The 25,047-nt window shown below is 63.9% G+C and carries 29 protein-coding genes and 1 tRNA gene; 9 read left to right on the top strand and 21 right to left on the bottom strand.

Annotated elements, in window-relative coordinates; translation table 11 throughout:
* Positions 1-15 precede the first annotated feature (15 nt).
* From O6Y00_RS18360 to O6Y00_RS18425, 14 genes are all read right to left on the bottom strand, one after another.
* Complete coding sequence (locus O6Y00_RS18360) at positions 16-633, bottom strand: HK97 family phage prohead protease (protein ID WP_353444013.1); 618 nt, start codon at positions 631-633, stop codon at positions 16-18.
* Positions 626-1,924, bottom strand: coding sequence for a phage portal protein (locus tag O6Y00_RS18365; protein ID WP_353444014.1), 1,299 nt, complete (start codon positions 1,922-1,924; stop codon positions 626-628). The genes O6Y00_RS18360 and O6Y00_RS18365 overlap by 8 nt, the downstream gene beginning before the upstream one ends.
* On the bottom strand, positions 1,921-3,669 hold the full coding sequence (locus O6Y00_RS18370; RefSeq protein WP_353444015.1) for a terminase large subunit: 1,749 nt from the start codon (positions 3,667-3,669) through the stop codon (positions 1,921-1,923). Before O6Y00_RS18370 ends, O6Y00_RS18365 begins: the two co-directional genes overlap by 4 nt.
* Positions 3,666-4,142 carry a hypothetical protein gene (locus tag O6Y00_RS18375; protein ID WP_353444016.1) on the bottom strand — a complete coding sequence of 159 codons (477 nt, stop codon included), beginning with the start codon at positions 4,140-4,142 and terminating at the stop codon, positions 3,666-3,668. The genes O6Y00_RS18370 and O6Y00_RS18375 overlap by 4 nt, the downstream gene beginning before the upstream one ends.
* A 313-nt stretch (positions 4,143-4,455) precedes the next feature.
* Positions 4,456-4,806 carry an HNH endonuclease gene (locus O6Y00_RS18380; protein ID WP_353444017.1) on the bottom strand — a complete coding sequence of 117 codons (351 nt, stop codon included), beginning with the start codon at positions 4,804-4,806 and terminating at the stop codon, positions 4,456-4,458.
* A 187-nt stretch (positions 4,807-4,993) separates the two neighbouring features.
* A complete protein-coding gene (locus tag O6Y00_RS18385) occupies positions 4,994-5,494 on the bottom strand; it encodes a hypothetical protein (protein WP_353444018.1) in 501 nt (166 codons plus the stop codon).
* A 253-nt stretch (positions 5,495-5,747) separates the two neighbouring features.
* Entirely contained in the window at positions 5,748-8,552 is a 2,805-nt protein-coding gene (locus O6Y00_RS18390) for a phage/plasmid primase, P4 family (protein WP_353444019.1), read from the bottom strand.
* A gap of 89 nt (positions 8,553-8,641) precedes the next feature.
* On the bottom strand, positions 8,642-9,127 hold the full coding sequence (ssb, locus tag O6Y00_RS18395; protein ID WP_353444020.1) for a single-stranded DNA-binding protein: 486 nt from the start codon (positions 9,125-9,127) through the stop codon (positions 8,642-8,644).
* On the bottom strand, positions 9,127-9,354 hold the full coding sequence (locus O6Y00_RS18400; RefSeq protein WP_353444126.1) for a DUF2312 domain-containing protein: 228 nt from the start codon (positions 9,352-9,354) through the stop codon (positions 9,127-9,129). The genes ssb and O6Y00_RS18400 overlap by 1 nt, the downstream gene beginning before the upstream one ends.
* Before the next feature lie 430 nt (positions 9,355-9,784).
* Positions 9,785-9,952 (bottom strand): hypothetical protein, encoded by a 168-nt coding sequence (locus O6Y00_RS18405; protein ID WP_353444021.1) that lies wholly within the window; start codon positions 9,950-9,952, stop codon positions 9,785-9,787.
* 11 nt (positions 9,953-9,963) lie between these two features.
* Positions 9,964-11,085 (bottom strand): DNA polymerase III subunit beta, encoded by a 1,122-nt coding sequence (gene dnaN, locus O6Y00_RS18410; protein WP_353444022.1) that lies wholly within the window; start codon positions 11,083-11,085, stop codon positions 9,964-9,966.
* On the bottom strand, positions 11,082-11,711 hold the full coding sequence (locus O6Y00_RS18415) for a hypothetical protein (RefSeq protein ID WP_353444023.1): 630 nt from the start codon (positions 11,709-11,711) through the stop codon (positions 11,082-11,084). The genes dnaN and O6Y00_RS18415 overlap by 4 nt, the downstream gene beginning before the upstream one ends.
* Positions 11,708-12,004 carry a hypothetical protein gene (locus O6Y00_RS18420; RefSeq protein WP_353444024.1) on the bottom strand — a complete coding sequence of 99 codons (297 nt, stop codon included), beginning with the start codon at positions 12,002-12,004 and terminating at the stop codon, positions 11,708-11,710. The genes O6Y00_RS18415 and O6Y00_RS18420 overlap by 4 nt, the downstream gene beginning before the upstream one ends.
* Positions 12,001-12,483 carry a hypothetical protein gene (locus O6Y00_RS18425; RefSeq protein ID WP_353444025.1) on the bottom strand — a complete coding sequence of 161 codons (483 nt, stop codon included), beginning with the start codon at positions 12,481-12,483 and terminating at the stop codon, positions 12,001-12,003. Before O6Y00_RS18425 ends, O6Y00_RS18420 begins: the two co-directional genes overlap by 4 nt.
* Positions 12,484-12,608: 125 nt before the next feature.
* Between O6Y00_RS18425 and O6Y00_RS18430 the strand changes: the two genes are divergently transcribed.
* From O6Y00_RS18430 to O6Y00_RS18455, 6 genes are all read left to right on the top strand, one after another.
* On the top strand, positions 12,609-13,433 hold the full coding sequence (locus tag O6Y00_RS18430) for a LexA family protein (RefSeq protein ID WP_353444026.1): 825 nt from the start codon (positions 12,609-12,611) through the stop codon (positions 13,431-13,433).
* Positions 13,434-13,808: 375 nt separating this feature from the next.
* Positions 13,809-14,057, top strand: coding sequence for a hypothetical protein (locus O6Y00_RS18435; protein WP_353444027.1), 249 nt, complete (start codon positions 13,809-13,811; stop codon positions 14,055-14,057).
* A 286-nt stretch (positions 14,058-14,343) separates the two neighbouring features.
* Entirely contained in the window at positions 14,344-14,652 is a 309-nt protein-coding gene (locus O6Y00_RS18440) for a hypothetical protein (protein ID WP_353444028.1), read from the top strand.
* Complete coding sequence (locus O6Y00_RS18445) at positions 14,649-15,188, top strand: hypothetical protein (protein ID WP_353444029.1); 540 nt, start codon at positions 14,649-14,651, stop codon at positions 15,186-15,188. Before O6Y00_RS18440 ends, O6Y00_RS18445 begins: the two co-directional genes overlap by 4 nt.
* Entirely contained in the window at positions 15,185-15,367 is a 183-nt protein-coding gene (locus O6Y00_RS18450) for a hypothetical protein (RefSeq protein WP_353444030.1), read from the top strand. The genes O6Y00_RS18445 and O6Y00_RS18450 overlap by 4 nt, the downstream gene beginning before the upstream one ends.
* A 33-nt stretch (positions 15,368-15,400) precedes the next feature.
* Complete coding sequence (locus O6Y00_RS18455; RefSeq protein WP_353444031.1) at positions 15,401-16,540, top strand: tyrosine-type recombinase/integrase; 1,140 nt, start codon at positions 15,401-15,403, stop codon at positions 16,538-16,540.
* Between the two features lie 24 nt (positions 16,541-16,564).
* On the opposite strand, the gene O6Y00_RS18460 is transcribed toward O6Y00_RS18455, so the two are convergent.
* Positions 16,565-16,641, bottom strand: a tRNA-Arg gene (locus tag O6Y00_RS18460).
* A 61-nt stretch (positions 16,642-16,702) separates the two neighbouring features.
* On the opposite strand from O6Y00_RS18460, the gene O6Y00_RS18465 reads away from it, so the two are divergent.
* Together O6Y00_RS18465 and O6Y00_RS18470 are read left to right on the top strand one after the other, a co-directional pair.
* Complete coding sequence (locus O6Y00_RS18465; protein ID WP_353444032.1) at positions 16,703-17,458, top strand: queuosine precursor transporter; 756 nt, start codon at positions 16,703-16,705, stop codon at positions 17,456-17,458.
* A complete protein-coding gene (locus tag O6Y00_RS18470) occupies positions 17,455-17,766 on the top strand; it encodes a hypothetical protein (RefSeq protein ID WP_353444033.1) in 312 nt (103 codons plus the stop codon). Before O6Y00_RS18465 ends, O6Y00_RS18470 begins: the two co-directional genes overlap by 4 nt.
* On the opposite strand, the gene purQ is transcribed toward O6Y00_RS18470, so the two are convergent.
* The 6 genes from purQ to O6Y00_RS18500 form a co-directional block, all read right to left on the bottom strand.
* A complete protein-coding gene (gene purQ, locus O6Y00_RS18475; RefSeq protein WP_353444034.1) occupies positions 17,763-18,428 on the bottom strand; it encodes a phosphoribosylformylglycinamidine synthase subunit PurQ in 666 nt (221 codons plus the stop codon). The genes O6Y00_RS18470 and purQ overlap by 4 nt on opposite strands.
* Entirely contained in the window at positions 18,425-18,655 is a 231-nt protein-coding gene (gene purS / locus O6Y00_RS18480) for a phosphoribosylformylglycinamidine synthase subunit PurS (RefSeq protein ID WP_056050714.1), read from the bottom strand. The genes purQ and purS overlap by 4 nt, the downstream gene beginning before the upstream one ends.
* The gene (purC, locus tag O6Y00_RS18485) at positions 18,656-19,435 is read right to left on the bottom strand and encodes a phosphoribosylaminoimidazolesuccinocarboxamide synthase (protein WP_056050712.1); all 780 of its coding nucleotides are present in this window, start codon (positions 19,433-19,435) and stop codon (positions 18,656-18,658) included. It lies immediately after the preceding gene.
* A gap of 155 nt (positions 19,436-19,590) precedes the next feature.
* Positions 19,591-20,448 carry a hypothetical protein gene (locus tag O6Y00_RS18490; RefSeq protein ID WP_353444035.1) on the bottom strand — a complete coding sequence of 286 codons (858 nt, stop codon included), beginning with the start codon at positions 20,446-20,448 and terminating at the stop codon, positions 19,591-19,593.
* A 62-nt stretch (positions 20,449-20,510) separates the two neighbouring features.
* Positions 20,511-21,725, bottom strand: coding sequence for a kynureninase (gene kynU / locus O6Y00_RS18495; RefSeq protein WP_353444036.1), 1,215 nt, complete (start codon positions 21,723-21,725; stop codon positions 20,511-20,513).
* Positions 21,722-22,699: an alpha/beta hydrolase family protein gene (locus O6Y00_RS18500; protein ID WP_353444037.1), complete on the bottom strand. Its 978-nt coding sequence runs from the start codon at positions 22,697-22,699 to the stop codon at positions 21,722-21,724. The genes kynU and O6Y00_RS18500 overlap by 4 nt, the downstream gene beginning before the upstream one ends.
* Before the next feature lie 66 nt (positions 22,700-22,765).
* Here O6Y00_RS18500 and parC point away from each other — a divergent pair, with 66 nt between their 5' ends.
* Positions 22,766-25,015 (top strand): DNA topoisomerase IV subunit A, encoded by a 2,250-nt coding sequence (gene parC, locus O6Y00_RS18505; protein ID WP_353444038.1) that lies wholly within the window; start codon positions 22,766-22,768, stop codon positions 25,013-25,015.
* Positions 25,016-25,047 lie beyond the last annotated feature (32 nt).

Here is a 25,047-nt window from a genome sequence, read left to right on the forward strand (position 1 = left end):
GGCAGAGAGGAAGGATTAGCCGAGCAGCGCCCGGTGGAACTGTTCGAGCTCGTCGATCGCCTTCGCCTCGGGATCCCCCCGAAGATGCGGCGTGCAGGCTGCGGCCAAGGCCGTCGCCTTTGCTCGGGAAAAACCTGCTTCCCGCAGGTGATCCTCGAACTCGCGAACGCTGGGCAGTTCGCCAGCGCCGAGAATGTCTTTGACGCTGAGGATCCGCGTCCGCGCGTTCATGGGCACGGTGACCAGCGATATCTCGTGCAGGCCGACCTCCAGAAGGTGGCGCGACTTGCCCTCGAAGCGATGCTTCTGCGTGACGAACCCCATCGACAGACCGGTGATCGCACCGATCCGCACGTCGTCGCGTGCCTCGCGTGCAAGGGCCGATGTCGAGAACAGGCCTTTGACGTGCAGGCCGTCCGAGCGCTCCTCGAACTTGTTCCAGACACCGACGGGCCGCTTGCGGTCGTGATGGAGAAGCATCGGTATGCTCTTGCGCCCTTCGAGCTTCACCGCACCCTGCGCGACGATGTCGCCGCCATGGTCGATATCGCCATAGCCGACGGCGATGCCCTCGATGTTACCGTCATCGTCCAGCGCCTTCGCGTCGAGCGCGATGTCCAATACGTCAAACATTCTGCTTCTCCGTGGGCGCGGCTAACGCACGCGAAAGGGGGACGTCCTGCATCTGGACCATCAGCGCGTCGCCTCCGGCGATCGGCGCGAGGCCCTCCAGCGCGCGAATTTCGTTCTTCGTCATGAACTGCTGCATGATGTCGTAGTAGGCGGCGCGACCCTCGCTATCGGCGCGGAGGAAACCCTCGACGTTGAACTCGATCGAGATGCCCTGCGAGCGATCCTGCGGGGTGAGAAGCTGCTTCTCCAGCGCGCCCTCGATCCGTTTCAGGCGCTTGCGCAGCTTGAACTTCAGCAGTGACTGCGTCTGATCCTTGATGCTGCTTCCGAGCGACGTGTTGCCGGCGGTATGACCAACGAGGTGCGGATCGACGTCGAAGATCCGACAGACGTCCTCTATGCTGAACTTGCGCGATTCGAGCATCTCGGCGTCCGCGGGATTGATCGTCAACGCCGTCCAAGTCAGCCCATTGTCGAGCAGCATCGGCCGGCCCGCGTTCTGCGCGCCGACGAACTTGTCTTGCAGCAACGCCTCGGTCTCGACGCGCTGTGGCCCGGTGAGCGACTTGTCGGTAGACAAGACGCCCGAGGTCCGCACACCATTGCGGAATATCACCGACGATGCGCGCTCCGGCGCGAGCGCCGCTGCAAAGGCCTGCCGACATACCGCCAGGGGAGAAAGCCCCCCGAGCGGTCCGCCACCGAACCCCCGAATATGCAGGATCTGATCTTGCAGCGCGGTCCGTTTGCGACCTTCATCGTACCAGGTGTACTGAAGCGCACCGGTCGAAAGTTGGCGCACATTCATCAGGTCTGGACGGATCGGCGTGAGAAGACCGAGCAGGCCGTCGCTCCGCATCTGCATCTCGGCATAGGCGTTGCCGTGAAGCTCGATCGACGCGACCATGAACTCCCAAAAGTCGAACGCCGATTGATCGTAGTTCGGACTCGTATGCAGCAGCCAGTAGAGCGGATGGTCACGAGCCTCGACGGGAACGCCGTCGGGGCCCCTCCGGTAGATCATGACAGGCAGTGCGGCGATGTTGCCGGCCCAGAAGCCGACACAGGACCATGTCGCCGAAAGCCCGAGGATCGAGCCGACGTTGGTACCGCGGTTGTCCTCGTGCGCCTCGGTCGTGATCCGGTTGGTGATGAAGTTATCGCCATCGCTGCGACCGGCAGGCTGCCCCTCGATCCAGGTGACCGATTTGCGTTCCAGCGCCACTTCACGGCTGGAACTCGCGCGTGCTTCCGCCTCCGCAGCGCGCGCCGAGAGACGGTATCCCGTCATGCGCGCAGGCTCGCAATCCAGTCATCGACGTTCATCACGGCCTCCGGGTTTCTGGTCATTAGGGTCACGGCGTTGAACATCGCTGCGAGCGGGTCGATCTTTGCGCCGGGCGCCGATTTCACGATCGCAACCGCACTTGTTCCGCGCGGCTCCATCTTCGCGTTGCCGACGCACCATTGCATCAGGGCGGTGCCGGCATGCCGCATAGTGCGGGCCGCCAGCTTGCGCGCCGAGCCCTTGACCGCGCCGCTGAGCTTGTAGCCCTGCGGGATGGACATCAGCTGCGTGGCGCTGTCGAAGCCGTTCGACGAAAGCTCGTCAACGATCGCGGCAACACCCATCGGGTCGAGCCCGATCGCTCCACCTTCCGGGAACAACCCAGCGTCGCGAACCTTCACGAGGATCTCCACGACGCCGCGGACATCCTCGGTCAGGTCAGCCTGCCCGACCTCGCTGCCATCGGCATCGATGTCGGTGGACAGATCGTCGTCGACCATCTCGCACCGGGTCAGAGAGCCTTCGGCGATCAGTTCGTTGAGCTTGGTCACGATGTCCTGCCGGCGCTTCCAGACGATCGACCATGCCCAGGCATGGCACCACACCAGCCAGCGCTTAGAACCTTTCTCGCGTCCGATCAGGCAGAGCCCGAGCAGATCGTCCAGGCCACCGCCGTCGACCCCGGCGACGATGACCTCGCACCGCCGAATGAGCTCGTCGACCGTGATCGTCTTGTCGATGGCGCCATCCCAGAACTCGGCGCCGGTCCAGCGATCCCGACTGAGCCGGGTGCCGATCTCCACGTTGAGATGCTTCGCGAGGAAGATCTGCAACCCTTCGCCTGCGCCGCGCTTCTCCTGCGCGAGTTCGTTCTCGATCCAATCTTCGTGTACCGACCGCCCGATGTTCGGGTTGGTGACGTAGAAGTTCGAGGGCTTGAGGAAAGCATCCCGCTCCAGCATCGCTGGCGGGTATTCATAGAGGACGCCCAGACTGGCAGGATCTTCGATCGTGCTATCGCGGACGCCGCGAAAATGGTCGAGCTCGTCCTTGAAGACGCCCCGTGGTTCTTCGTCGCTATGCGTCGTCAGGTAGACCACGAAGCCTTCGCGCGCGGACGACAGACCTCCCGTCGCCTCTCGCAGCATCGCCTTGGCGTTGGCGCGCTTGCCGAAAAGCCAGAGCTCGTCGACCAGCACGAACGCCGCCTTGGTACCGCTGACGACGTCCTTGTTCGCCGCCACTACCTTCAGCTCGGCGCCGGTGGTCCGGTGCTTGATCAATCGCTGATGGTCGATGACATCGAGCAGCGCGTCGAGTTCCGGGTCGTGGCGGACCATGCCGGCAGCAGGGTCGAAGCTGTTGCCCGCGACCTCAATCGTTGGCGCGAGGATCAGCAGTTCGGCGTTGAACCGCCAGTTGCGGATCAGCGCCGTGACCATGATCCCCGCGGCGATCGTCGACTTCGAGTTCTTCTTGCTGATCAGCAGGAGGAACTTCCGGATCAGACGCCGCGCCGATTGGTGGTCGTACGCCCCGAAGATGGCCGACACGAAGTCGAACACCCACTGGTCGCAGGCCTCGCCGAAGGTCGGCTTGCCGGGCAGGTCGACGATGTGGAGCGACTTGAACACCGCCAGGGCGGCAGCGGCCTCGTCGGGAAACAGAGGGTCGAACGGTATCAGCGAACGCCGCTGGACGATCCGTTCTTCCCAGTCACGACAGGCGGTTGACCAGACCGGCGTCAATTGAGCAGCTTCGGCTGGGGCGGCGGGGCGAACTTGCCCGTGACCTGACCGGCCGCTGCCTTCGCCGACGCCTTCTTGCCGAGCTTGGGTTGCCCTGACGGCTTCGCGTTACCGCGATCCGCGACGCGTTCGGCCAGTTCGGCGAGCGCCGCCTTGTCCATCCGCTTGAACAATTCCTTCTCGGCAGCGACGTTGCCGCCCGAAGCGGCGTCGTTGAGGCGGGCCAGCTGCGCGATCTCCATCCGGACACGCGCCGCCTGCCGCTTTCCGACCTCGGCAAAATAATGTTTCCGCAGCGTGGGGACCGAAACCCCGATCGCCACTGCCGCCTCTTTCACGCTCAGACCGCGCGCGAACGCGATCAGAACCTTGTTCGAGTTCGCGAGGGACCACGAATGCTCGGGCCTTCCACGCGTCTCCCGGTCCGGCTGGATGGGGTCACCGAAGAGATCGAGCCCCAGAATTTCAGCCATGACGAAATAAAATCTCCGCGTGAGAGGAACAGCGGTCCCCAAGCCGATGCCCTTCCGGACTTTTCACCCCCCCCCAGCGTCGACTTGGTTGATCCGAAGACAGACCAACACCACTTACCTTCGTTCACACTGAGATGACTTTGATGAAGGCCGAGGAGGCCAGTACGATGGACGACAGAGACAGCCCAACGGCAGCACCAGCACCAGTACCAGCAGCACCGTCGACCGCACCCGACGTGAACAAGTATCGTGATCTGGACCGGAAGTGGGCTAAGTTCGAGGGGGAATTAGGCAGAAACAATCGCGAGCGCGGTTAACCGCGCTTCCGTTCGGCCCTCTGCTTTGCCCCGTCGTGACAGGGCTTGCAGAGGGTCTGGAGGTTGCCCTCGTCCCAGAACAGGCGTTCGTCGCCTTCGTGCCGCTTCACGTGATCCGCGACGAGCAGCGACGTGTCGCCCTCGATCCGACCACATCCCGGCATCTGGCACGTGAACAGATCACGCACGAAGATCGCCAGTCGCAGCTTCTTCCACCGAGCGAGCTTGTACCAGCCGCGCCATGTCACCGTCCGACGCTCCGCGTCGTACGCCTCCCGTCCCGGCAACCGCCCGATCATCGGCGCAAGCGAACCAAGCATCGGCTTGAGGCTGGTCAGCTTGGGCATGTGGGTACGCCTGAACGGCGACGGGCGGCGAGACCGAAGTCGCGCCGCCCGTCGAAGGGGTATCGATAAGGGAGAGGCGCTGCATCGAACCCGAAGGTCCAACCCAGCGTGGTCTCCTATAGACCTAAATCGCACGATAGGCGGACATACAAAATTACCGTTCTTGCAAATCGTCCCACTTGACACGTCAACCCAGTGCATTTCCGCCATTCTTAGCGATGCAGATTGCGTTGATTGCCCGACCATACCGCTTGCGCAGGCCGTCCGCACCGCGCTGCAGACCCATCCGCACCAACAGCCGGCGCCACTTCACCTCGCGCTGTCCTCGCGCGAGTTCGGTGACGACCATGCCGACGAGCTTGCGATCGTCTAGCGCGAGCATATCCGTCCAGGCGAACGCCTCCTCCATCTCGCCAACCTCGATCCGGGTCAGCGATGAGGGTCGGAACTCGACATCCGAACTGGCAAGGTCAGCACCGCGGGCATCATAGTCGCCAGCCGATACCTCGCGCAGGATGTCGGGCCACGCCGATCGCACCCGCTGCCATCCGCGTTCGCGGTCCGGGTGCCGCCAGCACGTGATCATCGCCTCGACCAGACGCTCCTCCACCATGTCGAACGTCCAGAAATCACGTGGAAGGGGCTGTCCTTCCATCGGAGGGGAGACGTCGGCGGGTAGTCCTTCCATTCTATTGGTCCTTTGGGTTCGCATGATTGGCGGATTTCCGCCGTTTCTGTTTGGTTCGATCTGTTCGATCGAAGAGATTGGAAGGGGTGGAATGATAATTCAGGGTCTTTCGTGTGCGCATGTGCGCACACACGCGCACATGACGGGAGGACCAAGCAAAGCCCTTCCACCCCTTCCAAGCCCGTACAAATCCGCCATTTTTGTCCTTCCAATTGTGGTTCCAGCCGGAAGGCGAACCCCTTCCAAATTCAGCCTAGAGCGGCTCGTCATCCGGGTAGGGTCCGGGATCGCCGCCATATCCGGAGCGGCTGGCATTCGCGTCGACATAGTCGGACGGTGATTTCGTCATCTCGATGTCGAGCCATTGCATGCCATTGGACGCCTTCTTCTCGAAGCCACGGTCCTCCATCGCTTTCGAGAAGCCCTGCGTCTGCCATTCGGCCGCGCCGGTCGCCTTCGACCATGCCTTGAAGAGGTCGAACAGCGTCGACGACTTCGATCGAGCTCCGTCGACGGCCTTGGTACACTCGTCGAGGAAGCGGCCTAGCTGATCGCTCTGCTCGCGGTATTTCGCCGTTGCCGCGATCACGCTGTCGGGCTCGACCAGACCGTGCTCCCGCCAGTCGAGAAGCCCCTCCAGCAGCCGGTTGAGGATGCCGGACGATTCCTTCTTCAGCTTCTCCGGCAAGGCCTTGTCGACCGCCTCTTTGGCGATTTGGATGTCCCACGGTACGAGCATGACGCGCCGCCATATCCCGTCGTCGTGGCCCGTGATCTTCGGCTTGTGGTTGCCCGAGATCGTTACCTTGAACGACGGCAGGAACGAGAAGAAGCCCTTGTTCAGATGGCGCGCGTCGATCAGCTCGCCGCCCGTGATCAGCTTGATCAGCGCTTCCGCCAGTTTCGCGCCCTTCTCGGGTTCGGACGTGCGGAGGAACCGGATGCCGGGCAGCCGTGCCAGATCGGGCGTTGCTTCGCCGCCCTTGCGTCCGCGTCCCTGGTCGAGGAACGTCTCGATCCCGACCGATCCACCATAGTCACCGGCGATGTAGCTCCAGGCATCGACCAGCGTCGATTTGCCGTTGCGCCCCTTGCCGTGGAAGAAAGCCAGCTTCTGCTCGCTGATGTCCCCGGTCATGCTGAGACCGCCCCACTGATGCAGGAAGCGCCGCATCTTCTCGTCCGGCTGCACGACCGCGAGGAACCTGTCATAGTCAGGGCAGATCGCCTTCGGATCGAACACGACGTTGGCGATCTTGCTGATCAGGTCCTCGGGACGATGCTTGTCGAGGCGCATACCCCAGCGATCGCCCATCGTGATCGGCTTCAGCACGCCCTCGACCATGCACCAGCGCTTACCAGTCTGCGTCAGCCGCAGCGTGCCGTTGAGCAGGTTCACGGCCATGCGATCGGCGTCCATGGCATCGGCACGGATCGAGACGTCGATGAACGATTTCACCAGCCCGGCAATGCACCCGAGCCGCTGCGATCCCTCGCTCGACTTCGCATGGTCTCGCAGCATCTCGCTGTAGTAGATCGGAATCTTGTTATCGCCGCTGCCCTTCCACCGGACGATAAAGTCCAGTGTCGTGGCGCGCTGTTCGTCGGTAGCGTCGGCGGGAAGCTCCTCGATCAGACCGCTGGCGGCGACGAGCTCCGCTTCGTGTCGGATCGACCGCACGGTATCAAACACCGCGAGGCTGACCTTTCCGGGAATCTTGTCCTTCTCCTCCGACAGCAACTCCCACCGCCGGTTGTCCCATACGAACCACCCGAGTTCGTTGCAGAAGCGGAAGCGCCATGCATGCCGCGCCCTGAAACGTTCCGCGTTGCCGAGATCCGTGGTCGCCAACACCGCGCATTGGCGATCCAGCGCTTCGTCCTTGGCCGGCGCAATGCGCCCCCCTGACCCCCCAGTCTGGTTGGCGGGGCTGATGGTTCCGGTTTGGAAGGGCTCGGAATTTCCCTCTTCGTCGGGTCCGGGTTCGAACCGGCCGATGTCCTCGGCATAGGCGTCGAGCGGCGGAACCTCCGGCGCAAACGACGATACGGATGAGGACCGGCCACTATCGCGCCCGCGCGCCGTCTGCGCGCCTACGGCGCCGAGATCGCGGGGCTTCGCGTTGGCAAACCCGTTATCGATCGCCTTCAGCGCGGCCACGAGGTCGTCGTTCTGCGGCATTGCGCGCACGACCGATTCAAGGCCGGCGCGTACGAAGTTCTCCGCGATCGCGCCCGCCATGACGAGCCCGCCCATCTTCAGCGCCGCATGATAGATACCCTGGTTGCGACCACCCCATCGGCCACCACCAATCGGCGTTGCGGCAAGCTCGTCCATCTCTTCCTGAAGCGCGATCTGCGCATACCGCTTGTGCCGTGCATCGACGTCAACGGGGAACACGTCGCGCGGGACGTAAGTCGATGCGGCAGCGCCGGCCGGATCGGCTTTGCGTTTACCGGTCGGCGAGCGCAGCACCGCGACCAGCTCGGGCGGCATCGCGACGATCTCGGCATCGGGATCGCCGCGCAGCCAGCGGTAGGTGCCGGTCGCGTTCTTCGCATCGCCTTCGCAGTGGCTGGGCGGGACGATCGTATAACCGCCCAGGCCGCGGACATCGATGTGATCGGGCAGGTTGCCGCGGTTCCCGATCGGCTCGCCCTCGGGCATCTGGAAATAGACATGCACGCCGCCTGAGGGCGTCCGCACTGCGAGGCTGGTCGGCAGTGCGCAACCGATCTGTTCCTCCAGATCCGCCTTCAGCTGCTCCAGCGTCCACTCTTCGCCGGTGACCGCGTCGATACGCGGATCGAAGTCGACCACGATCAGATTGGCCTTGCCAACGGAGACGCCGATCATCGCCTTGGGCCATTTGCGCCACCAGGCGCGGATCTGATCCGCGTCGCACGTCGCCTTCGACACGCCGCCCGATCCCTTGATCGGCTTGTTCTCGCTGTCCCGATCTTGCGGCACCAAGGGCCGCTTGTTCGTAACCGAGCACGGAAACACCGGCCAGCCACGGCGCGCGAATGACAGCGCCGCCTCCAGCTGAGACGGCAACGAAGTGGAAACGCTCACAGATCATGCCCCCGGCAAAATTGGCGGCAGACGACCGAGACCGGCCTGCCAGCGGCGCGACGGTTCGACCGTTAGAACGGCACGTCGTCGTCCAGATCGTCGGTGAAGGTGCCGCGCGAACCGCCAGTGCTGCCTCCAGCAGCGCCACCGGCAGCACCGCCGCGCGTGTCGCCGTAGCTCGAATAGTCGGTGCGGCCGGGGTCGGCTTCGCGGCGATCGAGCAGGACGAGTGTGGAATTGAACGCGCCAAGCACGATCTCGGTCGACCAGCGATCGTTACCGGCGTTGTCCTGCCACTTGCGGGTGCGCAGCGCGCCTTCGATGTAGACCTTGGCGCCTTTCCGCAGATACTGCTTCGCGACCTTCACGAGCCCTTCGTTCATGATGACGATATTGTGCCACTCGGTCCGTTCCTTCTGCTCGCCGGACACGCGGTCCTTCCAGCGCTCGGACGTCGCGAGGCTCATGTTCACGATCTCGCCACCGTTCTGGAAGCTGCGCGCCTCCGGATCCTTGCCGAGATGGCCGACGAGGATAACCTTGTTCACGCTGCTCATCACATCATCCCCAATGCGCGGAGGTAGACCTCTAGGATCGCCTGCCGCTCGTGCTGTTCCTCGGGCTTCTTCGCCCGTAATTTGATGATGTCCTGGAGGGCGCTAGGGTCGTATCCACGGCCCTTCGCCTCGGCCATGACGTCCTTGATGTCGTCGGCGATGCCCTTCTTCTGTTCGATCAGGCGCTCGGCCCGCTCGATCAGAAGCCGAACCTCGTCCGCCGCCACCGCGCCGCCCTCAAAGCCGTTATGCCGCGGATCAGGGCCTTCCTCGCCTTCGGGGCGAGGCGGCAGATAGACGACGCTGCCGCCATCGCGCCGCTGCGCAACCCAGCCAGCGCCAACGAGCGCCTTCGTCATCGACTTCAGCGAGGGGTTAGCCGCACGTATATGATCGGGCAGCCTGTCGGCGACTTCATCGAGCGTGATCTCGCTGCAGCCGACGAGCATAGCGCCGATCGCCGCAGCGACCTGAGTATCGAGCTTCTGTTTCACGCGCGATGAACCGCGCCGCAAAGACGACAACGATCTTCGCCATATATCTCATCGAACACCGGCCGCATGCGCTGACGCCACGCCGCTGCGTACGCCAAGCCTTGTTTGCGTTCTTCCTGTTGCGACTGAGGTCCGCGATTCACCCGCGTTTCGCTAGCCACGATCAGCGTCGACGTGTGCGAGCGCCGGCAATGCGCTCGCGGATCTCGACGGCGTTTTCTTGATCGCCAACGAAACGAGCGAGAGCATCGAACGCCGGCCCAGGAGCACCGGCTTGAATGGCCGTGACCAGATCGTTGATTGCGTCTTCTTCTGCGAACTCGAAGTGCATGCTGATTCTCCTCAGACGCGCATCGGCATGATGACACCGACGAGATCGGGATCATTGTCCGAGACGATGCGAAGCGGTGCTGCCGGATCATGCAGCGTTATCGTGAGGGCGGCGCCCTCGGCGAAGATGCCCGCGACATCGCGCAGGTATTGACTGTTAACGCCGAACTGGAGCGGCTTGCCCTTGTAGGTTGCGGCGATGGGCTCGACTGCGCTCGTGCCGCTCTGGTCCTTCGCGGTCATTTCGTGCGCTTCGTCGTCGATTCCCATGTCGATCGCGACCGCACGGACCTTCGACTTGTCGCCCTCCGCGTTGACGACGGACGTGACGGCGCTCGCCGCGGCGATCAGGACGTCGCGGACGACGCTAATGCTGTTCTGCGCAACATCGGGAATGACGCGGTTGTAGTCGGGATAGGTGCCCTCGATCAGCTTGCTGATGATCGTACCATCACCCAGCTGGAAGGCGATCGCCGTGCCGTTGGTCTGCAAAGCGATCTCGCCGGTCGACTTGCCCATCATCTGCAGCACCTGCGCCACTGCTTTCTTCGGCACGATGATGTCCGCCATGTCGCTGGCACCGTCCGGCAGGTCGGCCTCGACGCGGATCAGACGGTGACCGTCAGTCGCGGCCCCGCGCAGTTTCGTATCGGTCGTGTGGAGGAAAACGCCCATCAGGTAGTAGCGTGTCTCGTCGCTCGACTGCGCCACGGTGCACTTTGCGAAGATCCGCGCGAGGGAGACGCAGGGGATCGAAAACGACACTGCCTTGCCCAGCGCTGGACGCTTCGGAAAGTCGTCGGCTGGTAACGTCGAGAGGGTCCGGACGCCGCGGCCCTGCTTCACCGTGACCGCATGCCGACCCTCGACCGGAGCGATGGTCAACTTGCCGGCCTTGAAGGACTTCACCGCGGCGAGGATCTTTTCCGCCGGCACCGTTGTGCGCAGTTCGCCGGCTGCTGAAGCTGACGCGGTCGCCTCGATATCGAGATCCGTACCGGTCACCGACAATTTACCGGCGTCGACGATCAGTAGAAGGTTCGACAGAACCGGAATCGTGTTGCGCCGCTCGACGACCCCCGCAACCTGCTCCAGCACGCCGAGCAGCGCATCGCGTTCGATCTCGACCTTCATGCCACCAGTCCCGTCTTGTGTCCGGTCTCGACGATCTCGACGAGCCGCAGGGTGGGGGCCTTCGCCGGCAGCACCCGAATGATGTTCATCGTCCGCATCGCGTCGATCGCCGGCTGCACCGCGTCGCGCGGCAGCTGCGCGCGTTCGGCAAGCTGGACGTCAGTGGGGCAGGGACGGCCGAACCGCGCCGCCTTCTTCAGGATCGGCAACAGCACGTTGATGGCGGAGATATCGTCCGGCACCGTCCGCACGTCGTGACGCGGCTCGCGAAGAGGGCGAATGTCGCGTGCCGACTTAGTCGACCGCTCCGCGTAATAGCACCACTCGCCGCGCAGCAGGTCGCTCCGCTTCTGGACGAGGTGGACGAGGCCTTGCTCGGACAGCGTACGCATGCGCAGCGCGCCCTGCGACCCTGCCGGCAGGAACGGCCGCGTCGCATAGAGGAAACGGTCGCCGGCCTTGGCGATGGCGAGCCACGTCTCGATCTGATCGATCGACGCGATGACGCCCTTCGCCTCGGCGAACGAACCCGGCGAGACGCTGTCCGAGGACAGTGGGGACGTCTCGCCGGCACATGCGACTGCCGGGGAAGCGCCGCGCGTGAACTTGGAAACCGATGCGGTCATGCAGCCCTCCGCAGGGACTCGGCGCCGACGACGTCGAACCAGCCGCCAGCGGCAGGACGATACCAGTCGTTGATCGTGACGGCGCATCGGGTGAAAGCGAAGATCTGGTGGCCGATGTCGGCGTCGGGCGCGAGCTCGCCGGCCATCATCCGCTCCATTGCGATCTGACCCATGCCGATCTTGCGCAGCAGCTTGTCCAGCGTGCCGGCGGGCTCGCGCATGATCCATTGCGCCAGGCGGCGAGCGCCTTCGTTCGGCACACGGACGCCAAGGCGCAGGCGGAGCGTCTTCATCGTTCACCTCCATGAATGGATCGGGCCAGCGCCCGCATGCCGACCGCGACGCGGATCGCGTCGTCGAGCTCGCGCTCCAGCTTGGCAGCGTCGTTCGCGCAGAAATTGCCGTCTACGAGCCCGTCGCAGACCACGCGGGTCGTATCGTTGAACTCGCTTGAGAGCGCGGACATCATGGTGAGCAGGTCACCGGTGCCCGGCGGGGAGTTGGGAACCGCAACGAACACGCCGTCCGCCATCCCGCACAACGTCGCCGTGACGATCGGCTCGCCCGCCAGCGCTTCGAGGTCGCGGACGACGTCGATCGGCGCGAAGCACTCGGCGTCAGCCTGGACGATCGAGGCGTACCGAGCGAGCGTGCTCTTGCCGACGCGACAGAACGACGCAGCTGCCTCCAGCCCGCCGATCCGTCCGATCAGTTCGCCGAACTTGATCTTCAGCATGCGGCCCTTGACCGCATCGGATGCGATCACGCTCATGCTGGCACCCGGAGGGAAGTCGCGTCCGCATTTCCCGATGACGCGCCGGCGGTTGCGCTCATAATTGGCAAATCGACGCCGCATTCAGCAGCGATCGCAAAGACTGTGTCAGAGGACCCTTCGTCTTGAGCTATGCGACGCAGATGATCCAGTCGGGACGCCGACAGGCCATTCTTCCGCCAGTTGTGGACGGTCGAAACGCCGGTGAGAGCCTTATTGGCTACCGCTGTTGTCCCACCGAGCGCATCGATGACGAGGTTTGCAAATCGATCCATACCGGCAGATATGCCGAAACGGCAGATTGGAAGCAAGCTCTATTATGCCGGAATGGCATTTGCCATAATGGCAGACATGCTCTTGATGCATTAGCTATGGAAATCGCAGAAATCCGCGAGCTCATGCGAGCTAAGGGCTATGATCAGAGCGATCTAGCAAACCTGCTTGGTATCGACCCGAGCGCGGTCTCGAAGCGGTTGACTGGCAAACGCCCGTTCAAGCATCAGGAAATGGTTAAGACCCAGGCTTGGTTGCTGGGCGGCGCCCCCGCGGTCGAACTGGGCGGAGAGTCAGTCCGCATGCTTCCCATAATCGGTCAGGTCGCAGCAGGTAGTTGGAAGGAAGCAATCCATCAGCCGTCGGGTCACCTCCCGCTTGCGGCTTCGACAGCGCCGCAAAACGGCGTCGTTCTGGTTGTACAGGGCGATTCAATGGATTTGGAGATAGAAGATGGCGGAATGGTTGTTGTCGATCCCGACGACAAAGCGTTGTTCCCTGGGCATTTGTTCGTCATCCTGAACGAGGACGGCGAAACGACATTCAAGCAGTTCGAGAATGACCCGGCTCGATTAGTTCCTCGATCGACGAACAAAGCGCATCGACCGATCCAGATTGGCGACGGGCAAGCGTTCACGGTGATGGGCCGTGTGACTGCGCTTTATCGACGCCGCTAACGCGACGGCCTCATCATAGGGCATCCATTCGGACTGACGATCCATCCCGCCAGGTACCGTGACGAAGAAGCATCCGTACTCGTCATGCGACCCTAGCCCTTCCGCGATCAGATCTTCTCGAGCGTAGCGTACGCTCTTCCGCCACGGTCCAATCGGACGACCGAAACACGTCGCTCGATACCAACTCACCATTTTCTTGTTCAACGAGTCGCCCACTGTTCGCTCCCGGTCATTGCATAAATTTAGAACAAACGCAGAACATTGATCAAGACGGAAAAGTTAGGTATGCCATTACGACATAATAGCGATTGACTCAATATGCCATAACGGCAGATATGGCGACCATCAGGGCACCCCGCCCGATGGGAGTTGCGAATGCGCACCGACACCGTAGCCCGCCAGATCGAGCGGCCTTGCTCGTTCGATCAGTTCCTCGCCGAACTCGGTCACGCCCCGGCCGCGCCGATGATGGCACCGGCGACCAGCCCGTTCTGGATCGACGTCGTCTACGCCATGCGCGAGCGGCAGGACCGGGTCGGCAAGGCCTGCCTGATCGTCGGGATCACGATGTTCCTCATGGTCGCCGGTCGCGTTGCCTGGGCGTACTTCGGCGGGTTTGCATGATCCGCCACCTGATCCCTCACGCGTCTTGGAGCGGTTGGTGCGGCGATGCCTTGACCGTCCTGCCGCCAGATCAGCGCTGGCATCCCGAATGCCGTCACGACTCTGTTAAGGGTGGGACGATCTGCCTCCAGTGGCTTGGCTTGATCGTCGAGATCGCAGTGGGGCGGATTCATTGACGCACCCGCCCATCAAAGGTGCCTTGTTACAAGGCTGCTCTCAGATAGGCCATAACCGCTTGCCGGGTCAGCAGGAGGGTGGATGGCCCGTCCGTCATTGCCCGGAGTGCATGAAGCCCTTCGAGCCGAAGGTGGTCAATCAGCTGTTCTGCAAGCCAGCCCATACGGCCGACTGGAACAACCGCGCCACGACGCGCGGTCGCGTGCTGACGCCGCTTGCGATGGTCGCGCGAATCACGCGCAACGGCACCCGAGGCACACCAGACGTGAGAGAAGCCGGCAAAGCCGCTTCGTCGTATTACGCTACGCTGGTCCAACGCTACCGCGACGAGGATCGCGCAGCCAACGACGGTCGCGGCCGGATGGAATGGCCCGCATTCATGATCCTGCGCATTCAAACCGGATTTGACCCGCTATGATTGATCGCCCCCGCTTCATCTACGCCTACGCGGAAATGGCGCAGGTTGCCGACGACGTCCGAAAGAACCGAGCCGAAGGCGATCCCGCACTGATTGAGGCGGGCAAGCTGTCAGTCGAAGACGCCGCCACACGCCTGCGTATCTCAACCGCCATCGCCGTCGACTGGAAGGCGTACGCCCGTATGGAGCTACCGTCGCTCGATCGCACTACCGACGCGGAGAAGGTTGCCGATCTGAAGGCAGTGCTGACCGGCGCCAAGAAGCGCCGCGATCACGCGCGTACTGCGATGATGTACGAATACGGCGCGGCGGTCGGCGACCTGTCACTCGTCGAACTATGGGCGATCCACGACGCGCATGACACCCGATCGCTGCGGATCCTGCCGTACCTGCGGTGGGAGAGCTACGCTGCCGCAATCGAAGCCATGCTCTGGTGGCAGGAGCGTCCGCATTTCGAAAGCCGGCGGTTCATCACGATGGTAAACCAGCAGCTGCGCGGCATGGGATACGTCGAGCAGGAAAAGGCAGCAGCATGAGCGCCGCGGCACGTTTTAAGGAAGCCGACGTGACCCGCGCAGTCCGCGGTGCAACGAAGGCTGGGATGCTGGTCGGGCGCATAGAGATTGATCCGAACGGAAAGATCGTCATCCTCAGCGAATCGGTCGCCCCTCCTGCCGATCCGAACCCTTGGGATATTGTGATTGGCAAAGTCTGACCGAATGACTGATCGTGGCGAGGCCCTTCGCAAATGACGCGCCGCCGGTTTCTCCCCGAGTACGTTAGCAGCTTCAAGGACAGGCACGGCAAGGAGCGGCTGCGCTTCCGGCGCAAAGGCTTCGCAGGCGGCTATTTCAAGGCCCCCTTAGGCACGGAGGATTTCCGAACCGAGTATCGCGCTTTCATGGACGCCAGCGAAACGATCGGGGTTGCGGTCGATCGCGCCATTCCAGGTACGATCGCCGACCTCGTCGCGCGCTACTTTGCCACCCCGACGCGGCTGGGCCCTACCACGACCACTCAAAGCAAGGTCCGCAGCATCATCGGCCGGTTCAGCGAGGAATATGGCAAGCTGCCGGTCGCCCGGGTCGGGTTCGAGCACATTGACGCGATCGTAACGGCGAAGATGCAGCGGAAGATGGTTCAGACCTCGCGCGGCCTGCGCCCGATCGGCGGTCCCGTCGCAGCCGGCAAGCTGCGCAAGGAACTGGTGCGCCTATTCAATTTCGCAGTGAAGTTGCGGATGATCGCGAGCAACCCGGTTCTGCTGGCGGATCAGGTCAAGCTATCGGTGGAGCAGCGATCCGCCGGCTATCACACGTGGAGCGAAGATGAGATCGATCAGTACCGCGCCCGCCACCAGCTAGGAACAAACGCACGCCTGGCGCTGGAGCTCCTGCTATGGACGGGCCAACGACGCAGCGATGCGATCCGGATGGGCCGCCAGCACATTGTCGACGGCCGGATCAAGGTTGTGCAGGACAAGACAGGGAAGGTCCTATGGATCGCCGTCGCGCCGCAGCTGCTGGAGGCGATCGTCGCGATGCCCGCCGCCAAGTCTCACCTGTGCTTCCTGATCAACGAGCAGGGGCGCCCGTTCACGCGAGCGGGTTTCGGCAACTGGTTCCGCGATAAGTGCGATGCCGCCGGCCTCCCGCAATGCACCGCGCACGGACTGCGCAAAGCGATCATGCGGCGGATGGCCGAACTCAACCAGGGCAACCAAACCATGAAGGCGGTGTCCGGCCATAGGAAGGACGAGGAGGTCGCTCGGTATACGGAAGCGGCGAATCAACGCAGCATGGCAGACGATGCAATTGGCGTTCTTGCGCGCTGGGAAATGTCTAACCGGGCAGAAAGGTTAGACACTAACACCGCTGAGAATGGCTGAAATCTGCCGTTTTCGTGGCAGGGATGGCGCGCCCGGAGGGGTTCGAACCCCCGACCGAGGAGGTAGAAGCTCCTTGCTCTATCCAGCTGAGCTACGGGCGCGCGCTGGGGCGACGACTAGCGCGGATTGTGCGGGCTTGGAACCTCGATCATAACGCCGGGCATGGAAATTGGAACGGATCAGGCGCCCGGGCTCGAACCGATCGACGCGAATGCAGTCGGTGGGGTGCAGTTTCGGTATTTCGACTTCGTGATGGCGGCGTTCGTCACGATCCTGCTGCTGTCGAACGTCATCGGCGCGGGGAAGCGCGCGGTGATTGATCTGCCGTTCATCGGCGCGTGGCCGTTCGGCGCGGGCATCCTCTTCTTTCCGGTCAGCTATGTGATCGGCGACGTCCTGACCGAAGTCTACGGCTACGCGCGGGCGCGGCGCTGCATCTGGGCGGGGTTCGGCGCGATGCTGTTCATGGTGTTCATGTCGGCGGTGGTCGTCGCGCTGCCGCCCGATGCCGGTTGGACGGGGCAGGCCGCGTACGAGTCCGTGTTCGGCCAAGTGCCGCGGATCGTGTTCGCGTCGATCTGCGCGTTCTGGGTGGGCGAGTTCGCCAACAGCTTCGTGCTCGCGCGGATGAAGGTCTGGACGCAGGGGCGCATGCTGTGGACGCGGACGATCGGCAGCACGGTGGTGGGGCAGGCGTTCGACAGTCTGATCTTCTACCCGCTCGCGTTCTACGGCGCACCGGACTGGCCCGTGGAGGCGATGCTGATGGTGATGGTCAGCCAGTTTTTGTTGAAGGTTTCTTGGGAGGTATTGCTGACGCCGCTGACCTATGTGGCGGTGGGCTGGTTGAAGCGCCGCGAAGGGGTGGACGTGTACGACCGGGGGACGGACTTCTCGCCGTTCCGCACGCGGGTATGAGTCCGCTCCAGACCGTCAAGCTCTGGACCGTCCGACATATGGGGCTCGCGAAGGACGCACTACATATCTACGTCGCGCTCGGCCTGTTCCTAGGCAGCGCGACGCTGTTCAAATGGCGATTGTCCGATCGACGGCCTTGGTTGATTGTGCTGCTGGCCGCTCTTGCCGGGGAGGCATGGGACTTGCGCGATAGTCTCGTCTACGGCACGCGGATCGACGTTTGGGCGAACTGGCACGACATCTGGAATACATTGTTCTGGCCCAGCCTGATCGTCCTGCTTGCCCGACTGAAGGCGCTAAGGGTTTAGGCGACCACTTCGAGGAGACCCTCGAACAAACGGCGACCATCGGTGCCACCGTGTGCCGCTTCGATGCGACGTTCCGGATGCGGCATCATGCCGAGCACGTTGCCCTTGTCGTTCAGCAAACCCGCGATGTTGCGCGCCGAACCGTTGACGCTCTCGGCATAACGGAACGCCACGCGCCCTTCGCCTTCGAGGCGGTCGAGCGTCTCCGTGTCGGCGAAGTAGTTGCCGTCATGATGCGCGACTGGGAAGGACACGCGTTCACCGGCCGTGTAGCCAGACGTGAAGGTCGAACTTGCCGTCTCGACCGTCAGCGCGACATCACGGCAGACGAAGTTCAGCCCCTCGTTACGCATCAGCGCGCCGGGCAGGAGCCCTGCCTCGGTCAACACCTGGAAGCCGTTGCAGATGCCGAGCACGGGCAAGCCCTTGCCAGCCTGCTCGACCACAGCTTGCATGATCGGCGACCGTGCCGCGATCGCGCCCGAGCGTAGGTAGTCGCCGTACGAGAAGCCACCGGGTACCGCGACCAGGCCCACATCCGCGGGCAGATCCGCGTCACCGTGCCAGACCATCACCGGCTTGACGCCGGTCACCGCCTCCAGCGCGACGGCGATGTCGCGGTCGCAGTTGGAGCCGGGGAAGACGATGACCGCAGTTTTCATGCGCGCTCGACCCGGTAGTTCTCGATCACCGTGTTGGCGAGCAGCTTGCGGCACATGCCGTCGATCGTCGCGTCGTCGGTATCGTCGGCGACTTCCAGTTCGATCAGCTTGCCTTGGCGGACGTCCTGGACGCCGTCGAAGCCGAGGCTGCCGAGCGCGTGGTGGATCGCCCGGCCCTGCGGATCGAGCACGCCCGGCTTCAATGTCACGAAAACCTTGAGTTTCATTTACTTGCCCCGGTTCTTGCGATGCTTTTCGAGGTCGAGGACGGCGTTGTCAGCCCCCTCGGGCAGCAGGCCAAGACGGCGTGCAACCTCTTGATACGCTTCGACTTCACCACCGAGATCACGACGAAAGCGATCCTTGTCCATCTTCTCGTTGGTTTCCATGTCCCACAGGCGGCAGCCATCGGGGCTGATCTCGTCCGCGAGGATGATCCGACCGAAGTCGTTGTCGAAGATGCGGCCGAATTCGAGCTTGAAGTCGACCAGACGGATGCCGACGCCGGCGAACAGCCCGCACAGGAAATCGTTCACGCGGATCGCGAGGTCGGCGATGTCGTGCATCTCCTCCTGGCTGGCCCAGCCGAACGCGGCGATGTGTTCGTCGGAGATCATCGGATCGCCGAGCGCATCGTCCTTGTAGTAATATTCGATGATCGTGCGGGGCAGCTTGGTGCCCTCCTCGATCCCGAGGCGCGTCGAGATCGAGCCCGCGGCGACGTTGCGCACGACGACTTCGATCGGGACGATCTCGACCTGGCGGATCAGCTGCTCGCGCATGTTGAGCCGGCGGATGAAGTGCGTCGGCACGCCGATATGATCGAGCAGCGTGAAGATGTGCTCGGAAATTCGGTTGTTGAGCACGCCCTTGCCGTTGATCGTGCCCTTTTTCTGGGCATTGAACGCGGTCGCGTCGTCCTTGAAATACTGGATCAGCGTGCCCGGCTCGGGACCCTCGTAGAGGATCTTGGCCTTGCCTTCGTAGATCTGGCGGCGGCGAGCCATGCGCGGTCCCCTGGAAATCGAGCGGTGAAAATCGAGCGGCCCCAGCCTACGCGATATGTACCGCGAAGCCGAGGCCGGAATAGGCCGCGCCTATAGGCGAAGGGCGCGGGGGGTGCAATCGCGGCGCATGACTGCCCCGGGAATACTGCCCGACGTCATCGCTGGGAGGGAGACGTAGGGTCATGGGCAGTCGGGCGCGGTCTACTGAGTCGGCGATCGACGCGTGCCGACAGTTCCGTCCACCAACGCTGGATCCAGCGCCGCCAAACCAGCACGGCGAGCAAGAGCACTACCAGTGGCGGGCCAAGCGCTGCCAGCACCCAGAGCAGCGCCGTCACGGTCAATCCGATCGAGCCCAGCGCCGTGTCGCCCGCATCCTGCAGGCGATCGACCAGGCCGGTCCCACGGCCGGTCGTATAGTCGAACGACATCGGCGTATTGGCGAGACTTTCGCGCTGCTCGGATGCCGTCGCCGCGGCTGCCGTGGCTTGGCCCTGCGCGACCGCCTGCTGCTGGCGGAGTTCGGCACGTTCGCGCGGGGATAGATCGACGCGGGCCAGTTCGCGGTCGATCCGAGCGCGTTCGGCTGCGACGTCGGTCCGTTCGGTCGCGGTCGCCGCGACGGCCGTGGCGACATCGGTGCCGCTGATATCCGCCCCCGTCAACGTCGCCCCGACGCTCTCGGCTTGCTTCACCCCGGCCCGGCCAAAGGCACGCGCCAGGGGGGCGGCGATCTTGACCGACAGGTTCGCGTTGACGTCGCCTTGTTGCCCGACCGTGTAGCGCAATCCCGTTATCCGGCAGCGTGTTGGCCCGAGCCGTTCGCAGGCGCGCGCATGTTCCTCCTGAAGATCCGAGATCCGGGACGAGGGAAGCGTCAGGTCATAGCTATAGTCGAACGCGACACCAGCGACCGAGTTGCCGGCGATGTCGGGCTCCCCGGCGCTACTTTCGGGAACCTTGCTGCACCCGGCCAGGGACAACGCGATGGCGCTACTAACAACCCACTTCATGGACAGTCTCCCGTGATTGATCTAATCACTATCAGTTAACTGGGATATGCCGTCAAGCGTGCTCAGGTCACGACGAGCCGTTGCGAATATGCCGGATCGCGCCAGCTTTCGGTCTTGACTGTGTCCCGCAAGATCTCGCCTGCGCGCCAGACGTCTTCATGGCTGAGGTACAAGGGGGTGAGCCCAAGGCGCAGGATGTCGGGGTCACGAAAGTCGCCGATGACGTCGCGGGCTATGAGGGCTTGCGTGAGTTCATAGGCATGCGGGTGACGGAAGCTGATGTGGCTGCCGCGTTTGGCGGGGTCTCGGGGGCTGACGCAGTCGAGGCCTAGTGCGTCGCCGGCTGCGGCGAGAATGTCGAACAGCTGGGCGCTCTTGGTGGCGACGAGGTGCTGGTCGATGTCGGCCCAGAGGTCGAGCGCGGTTTCTAGGGCCGCGGTCGAGAGCATCGCGGGGGTACCGGCAAGCCAGCGCTTCATGCCGGGGGCGGGGCGGTAGGCGTCCTCGAACGCGAACGGTGCGGCGTGGCCCATCCAGCCGGAGAGCGGGCTCGCGAGTGCGTCCTGCCAGCACTTGGCGACGTAGAGGAATGCGGGAGCGCCGGGGCCGCCGTTAAGGTATTTGTACGTGCAGCCGACGGCGAGGTCAGCGTGCGCGCCGTTGAGGTCGATCGGGACCGCCCCGACGCTGTGGCTCAGGTCCCAGAGCATGAGCGCGCCGGCGTCGTGGGCGCGGGCGGTCCAGGCGGCCATGTCGAAGCGGTCGCTGGTCTTGTAGTGGACGTGCGTGAGCAGCAGCACCGCGGTGTCGCCGTCGAGCGCTGCGGCAAGGTCTTCGCGGGCGACGACCTTCAACCGCGCGCCGGGAACGCAGGCGACAGCGCCTTCGGCAATGTGCAGGTCGGTGGGGAAGTTACCGGCCTCGCTCAAGACCGTGTGACGCTCCGGGTTGCTACGCAGTCCGGCGACCAACGCCTTGAAAAGGTGCGTCGAGGTCGTGTCGCCGATGATGACCTCGTCCTCGCCCGCGCCGATCAGGGGAGCAATCTTCGCACCGATCCGCTGGGGGGCGTCGATCCAGCCTTCGTTCCAGCTGCGGATGAGGCGGTCGCCCCATTGGCGGGTGGCGACGTCGGCGAGCGCTGCGGGCGTGGCCTTGGGCAGCGCGCCGAGCGAGTTGCCGTCGAGGTAAATCACGCCTTCGGGGAGGGCGAACTTATCGCGGTACGCAGCGAGCGGGTCGGTCGTGTCGAGCGCGCGGGCGTCTTCGAGAGTCACTGGCTCTTTCCGAAATAGGACAGGATCAGGCGTTTGGCCTCGGCCCATGCAGGCGTTTCCGGCGCGATCAGTTCGACATGGCCGGTCGCCGGGATGGTGTGGAGCGTGGCGGTATCACCGGCGGCGGTCGCCTTGGCAATATAGTCGGTCGCCATGACGAAGGGGATGATCCGGTCTTCGCGGCCGTTGACGAGGTCCTGCTTCATGCCGAGCGGCAGCAGGCGCGGGACCGATGTGTCGGCGTAGACGTCCGGATGCTGAGGCGTGGGTGCACCGACCAGTTTCGCGACGACTTCGGTACCGCAGCCATTGTCGGCGTTGGTCGCGGTGGCTTCGAGATCGGGCAGGCCGCCGAGGCTGATGACATGGCGGATGCGGAGTGGGTGAGCCGTGTGGAGGGGGCTCGTCGTTGGAAGCTTCGCGCGGGCGGCGAGCCAGAGCGCGAGGTGGCCACCGGCGGAGTGGCCGATCGCGAGCACTTGGCGCGTATCGAGGTTATAGTTCTTCGCATTTACGGTGAGTTGGTCGGCAGCATTCGCAGTGTCCACGAACGTGCCTGGATAGCCGCCGTCAGCACGGTCGACACCGCGATAGTCGATGTTCCAGACCGCGACGCCAGCGTTGCGAAGGTCGTCGGCGATCCAGTTCATCAGGCTGCGATCGGCGATGCTCGTCGTCCAGCAGCCGCCATGGACCATCACGACCACCGGGAAGGGCCCCTTGGCCTTCCCCTTGGGGAGCCAGACGTCGACCTTCTGCATCGGGTCGGTGCCATAGTCGACGGTCGCGTCAGGCATCGGTTTCGGCCGCTTGGTTACGTCGGGCCATGTCAGCAACTTGGCCGGTGGAGAAGCAGGCGTTTGCGCCATGACGGGCGTGGACATCGCGGCGAGCGCGAGAAAGGCGAGGCGGATCATCGGGTTGGTGTAGCGGGCTCGATCGACCGCGTCATGCGGGCATATCGTCGTGATCAACCGCGCAGGCCGCTTCGTACGTTCATGCTTTGATCGTTTCGTTCCCGGCTGCTATCGCTGCGCGCAATGGCCACCGATTTCAAAGATCCGTTCGACTCCATCGTCGACGCCCCCTTCGACAGCGCGCTGTCCGAGCGGTATCTCGTCTATGCGTTGTCGACGATCACCGCGCGGTCGCTGCCCGACGTGCGCGACGGGATGAAGCCGGTGCATCGGCGCCTGCTCTGGGCGATGCGGCTGCTCAAGCTCGACCCGGCGCAGGGGTACAAGAAGTGCGCGCGCGTCGTCGGCGACGTCATCGGCAAATACCACCCGCACGGCGACCAGTCGGTCTACGACGCGATGGTCCGCTTGGCGCAGTCGTTCGCGATGCGCTATCCGCTGGTCGACGGGCAGGGCAATTTCGGCAACATCGACGGCGATAACGCGGCCGCCTACCGCTACACCGAGGCGCGGCTGACGCAGGTCGCGATCGACCTGATGGACGGGCTCGACGAGGACGCGGTCGCGTATCGCCCGACCTATAATGGCGAGGACCACGAGCCCGAGCTGTTCCCGGGGCTGTTCCCGAACCTCCTGGCGAACGGCGCGAGCGGGATCGCGGTCGGCATGGCGACGAGCATCCCGCCGCACAACGCCGCCGAACTGCTCGATGCGGCGATCGTCCTGATCGATACGCCGGACGCCAACGACGCGGCTATCCTTGAGCATGTGAAGGGCCCCGACTTCCCGACCGGCGGGCTGGTCGTCGACCCGCCTGCGGTCATCCGCGAATCCTATGCGACCGGACGTGGTGGCTTCCGTGTCCGCGCCCGCTGGGAAACTGAGCGTGAGAAGGGCGGCGGCTGGCAGCTGATCGTCACCGAGATCCCGTACGGCGTGCAGAAGGGCAAGCTGATCGAGCAGATCGCCGATCTGATCAACGCCAAGCGCCTGCCGATCCTCGCCGACGTGCGCGACGAATCGGATACCGAGATCCGCATCGTGCTCGAACCGCGTAGCCGAACGGTCGATCCGCAGATCCTGATGGACGGGCTGTTCCGGCTCACCGATCTCGAGACGCGGATCAGCCTCAACCTCAACGTGCTCGACAAGGATCGCACGCCGCGGGTGATGTCGTTGCGCGAGGCGCTGGCGGCGTGGGTTGATCACCAGTTCGTGGTGCTGCGCCGGCGGACCGAACACCGGCTGGCGAAGATCGCCGACCGGGTCGAACTGCTCGACGGCTATCTGATCGCGTATCTCAACCTCGATCGCGTGATCGAGATCATCCGCACCGAGGACGAGCCTAAAAAGGTGATGATCGCCGAGTTCGCGCTGACGGATCGCCAGGCCGAGGCGATCCTCAATATGCGTCTGCGCTCGCTCCGCCGGCTCGAAGAGTTCGAGATCAAGACCGAGCGCGACAAGCTCGACAAGGAGCAGACGACGCTGGCCGCGTTGCTCGCCGATCCGAAGAAGCAGCGCGCGCGGATGAAGCGCGACATGGCCAAGATTCGCGATCGCTACGGGCTGGAGACCCCGCTCGGCAAACGACGGACGACGATCGAGGAGCACGCGCCGACGCGCGACATTCCGCTGGAGGCGATGATCGAGCGCGAGCCGATCACCGTGATCCTGTCGCAGCGCGGCTGGATCCGGGCGATGAAGGGGCACAATGATCTGGCGAGCCCGGAGGCGCTGAAGTTCAAGGAGGGCGACGGCCCGGCCTATGCGTTCCACGCGCAGACCACCGACAAGCTGTTGCTCGCCGCCGAGAACGGGCGGTTCTACACGCTCGCGGCGGACAAGCTGCCGGGCGGACGCGGGTTCGGCGAGCCGGTACGCGCGATGATCGACCTCGACGGCAGCGTCGGGATCGTCGCGCTGCTGCCCGCGAGCAAGCATCCCAAACTGCTTGTCGTTGCCACCGACGGCCGCGGCTTCTCGGTCAGTTCGGCGGAGGTCGTTGCCGAGACCCGCAAGGGCAAGACGGTGATGACGCCGCGGCCGGGTGCGCAGTTAAAGATCGTTCGACCGATCGGGCCGAACGACGATTACGTCGCGGCGATCGGCGACAACCGGAAGATGCTGGTGTTCCCACTCGCCGAACTGGTCGAGATGACGCGCGGGCAAGGGCTCCAGCTGCAACGCTATCGCGACGGAGGGCTGGCGGATGCGATCACGTTCACGTTCGCCGAGGGCCTCAGCTGGGCGATGGGCGGCGGCACCGGTCGGACGCGGACCGAGTCGGACCTCGGGCCGTGGCGTGCAGCGCGCGGGGCTGCGGGGCGGATGCCGCCGACCGGCTTTCCGCGCGACAATCGATTCGGATAATGGTTTAGAAATACTCCATTCAGGGTCCTTCA

Origin of the sequence: Sphingomonas faeni (assembly GCF_040407565.1) — a bacterium.
Classification (GTDB): Bacteria; Pseudomonadota; Alphaproteobacteria; order Sphingomonadales; family Sphingomonadaceae; genus Sphingomonas; species Sphingomonas faeni_F.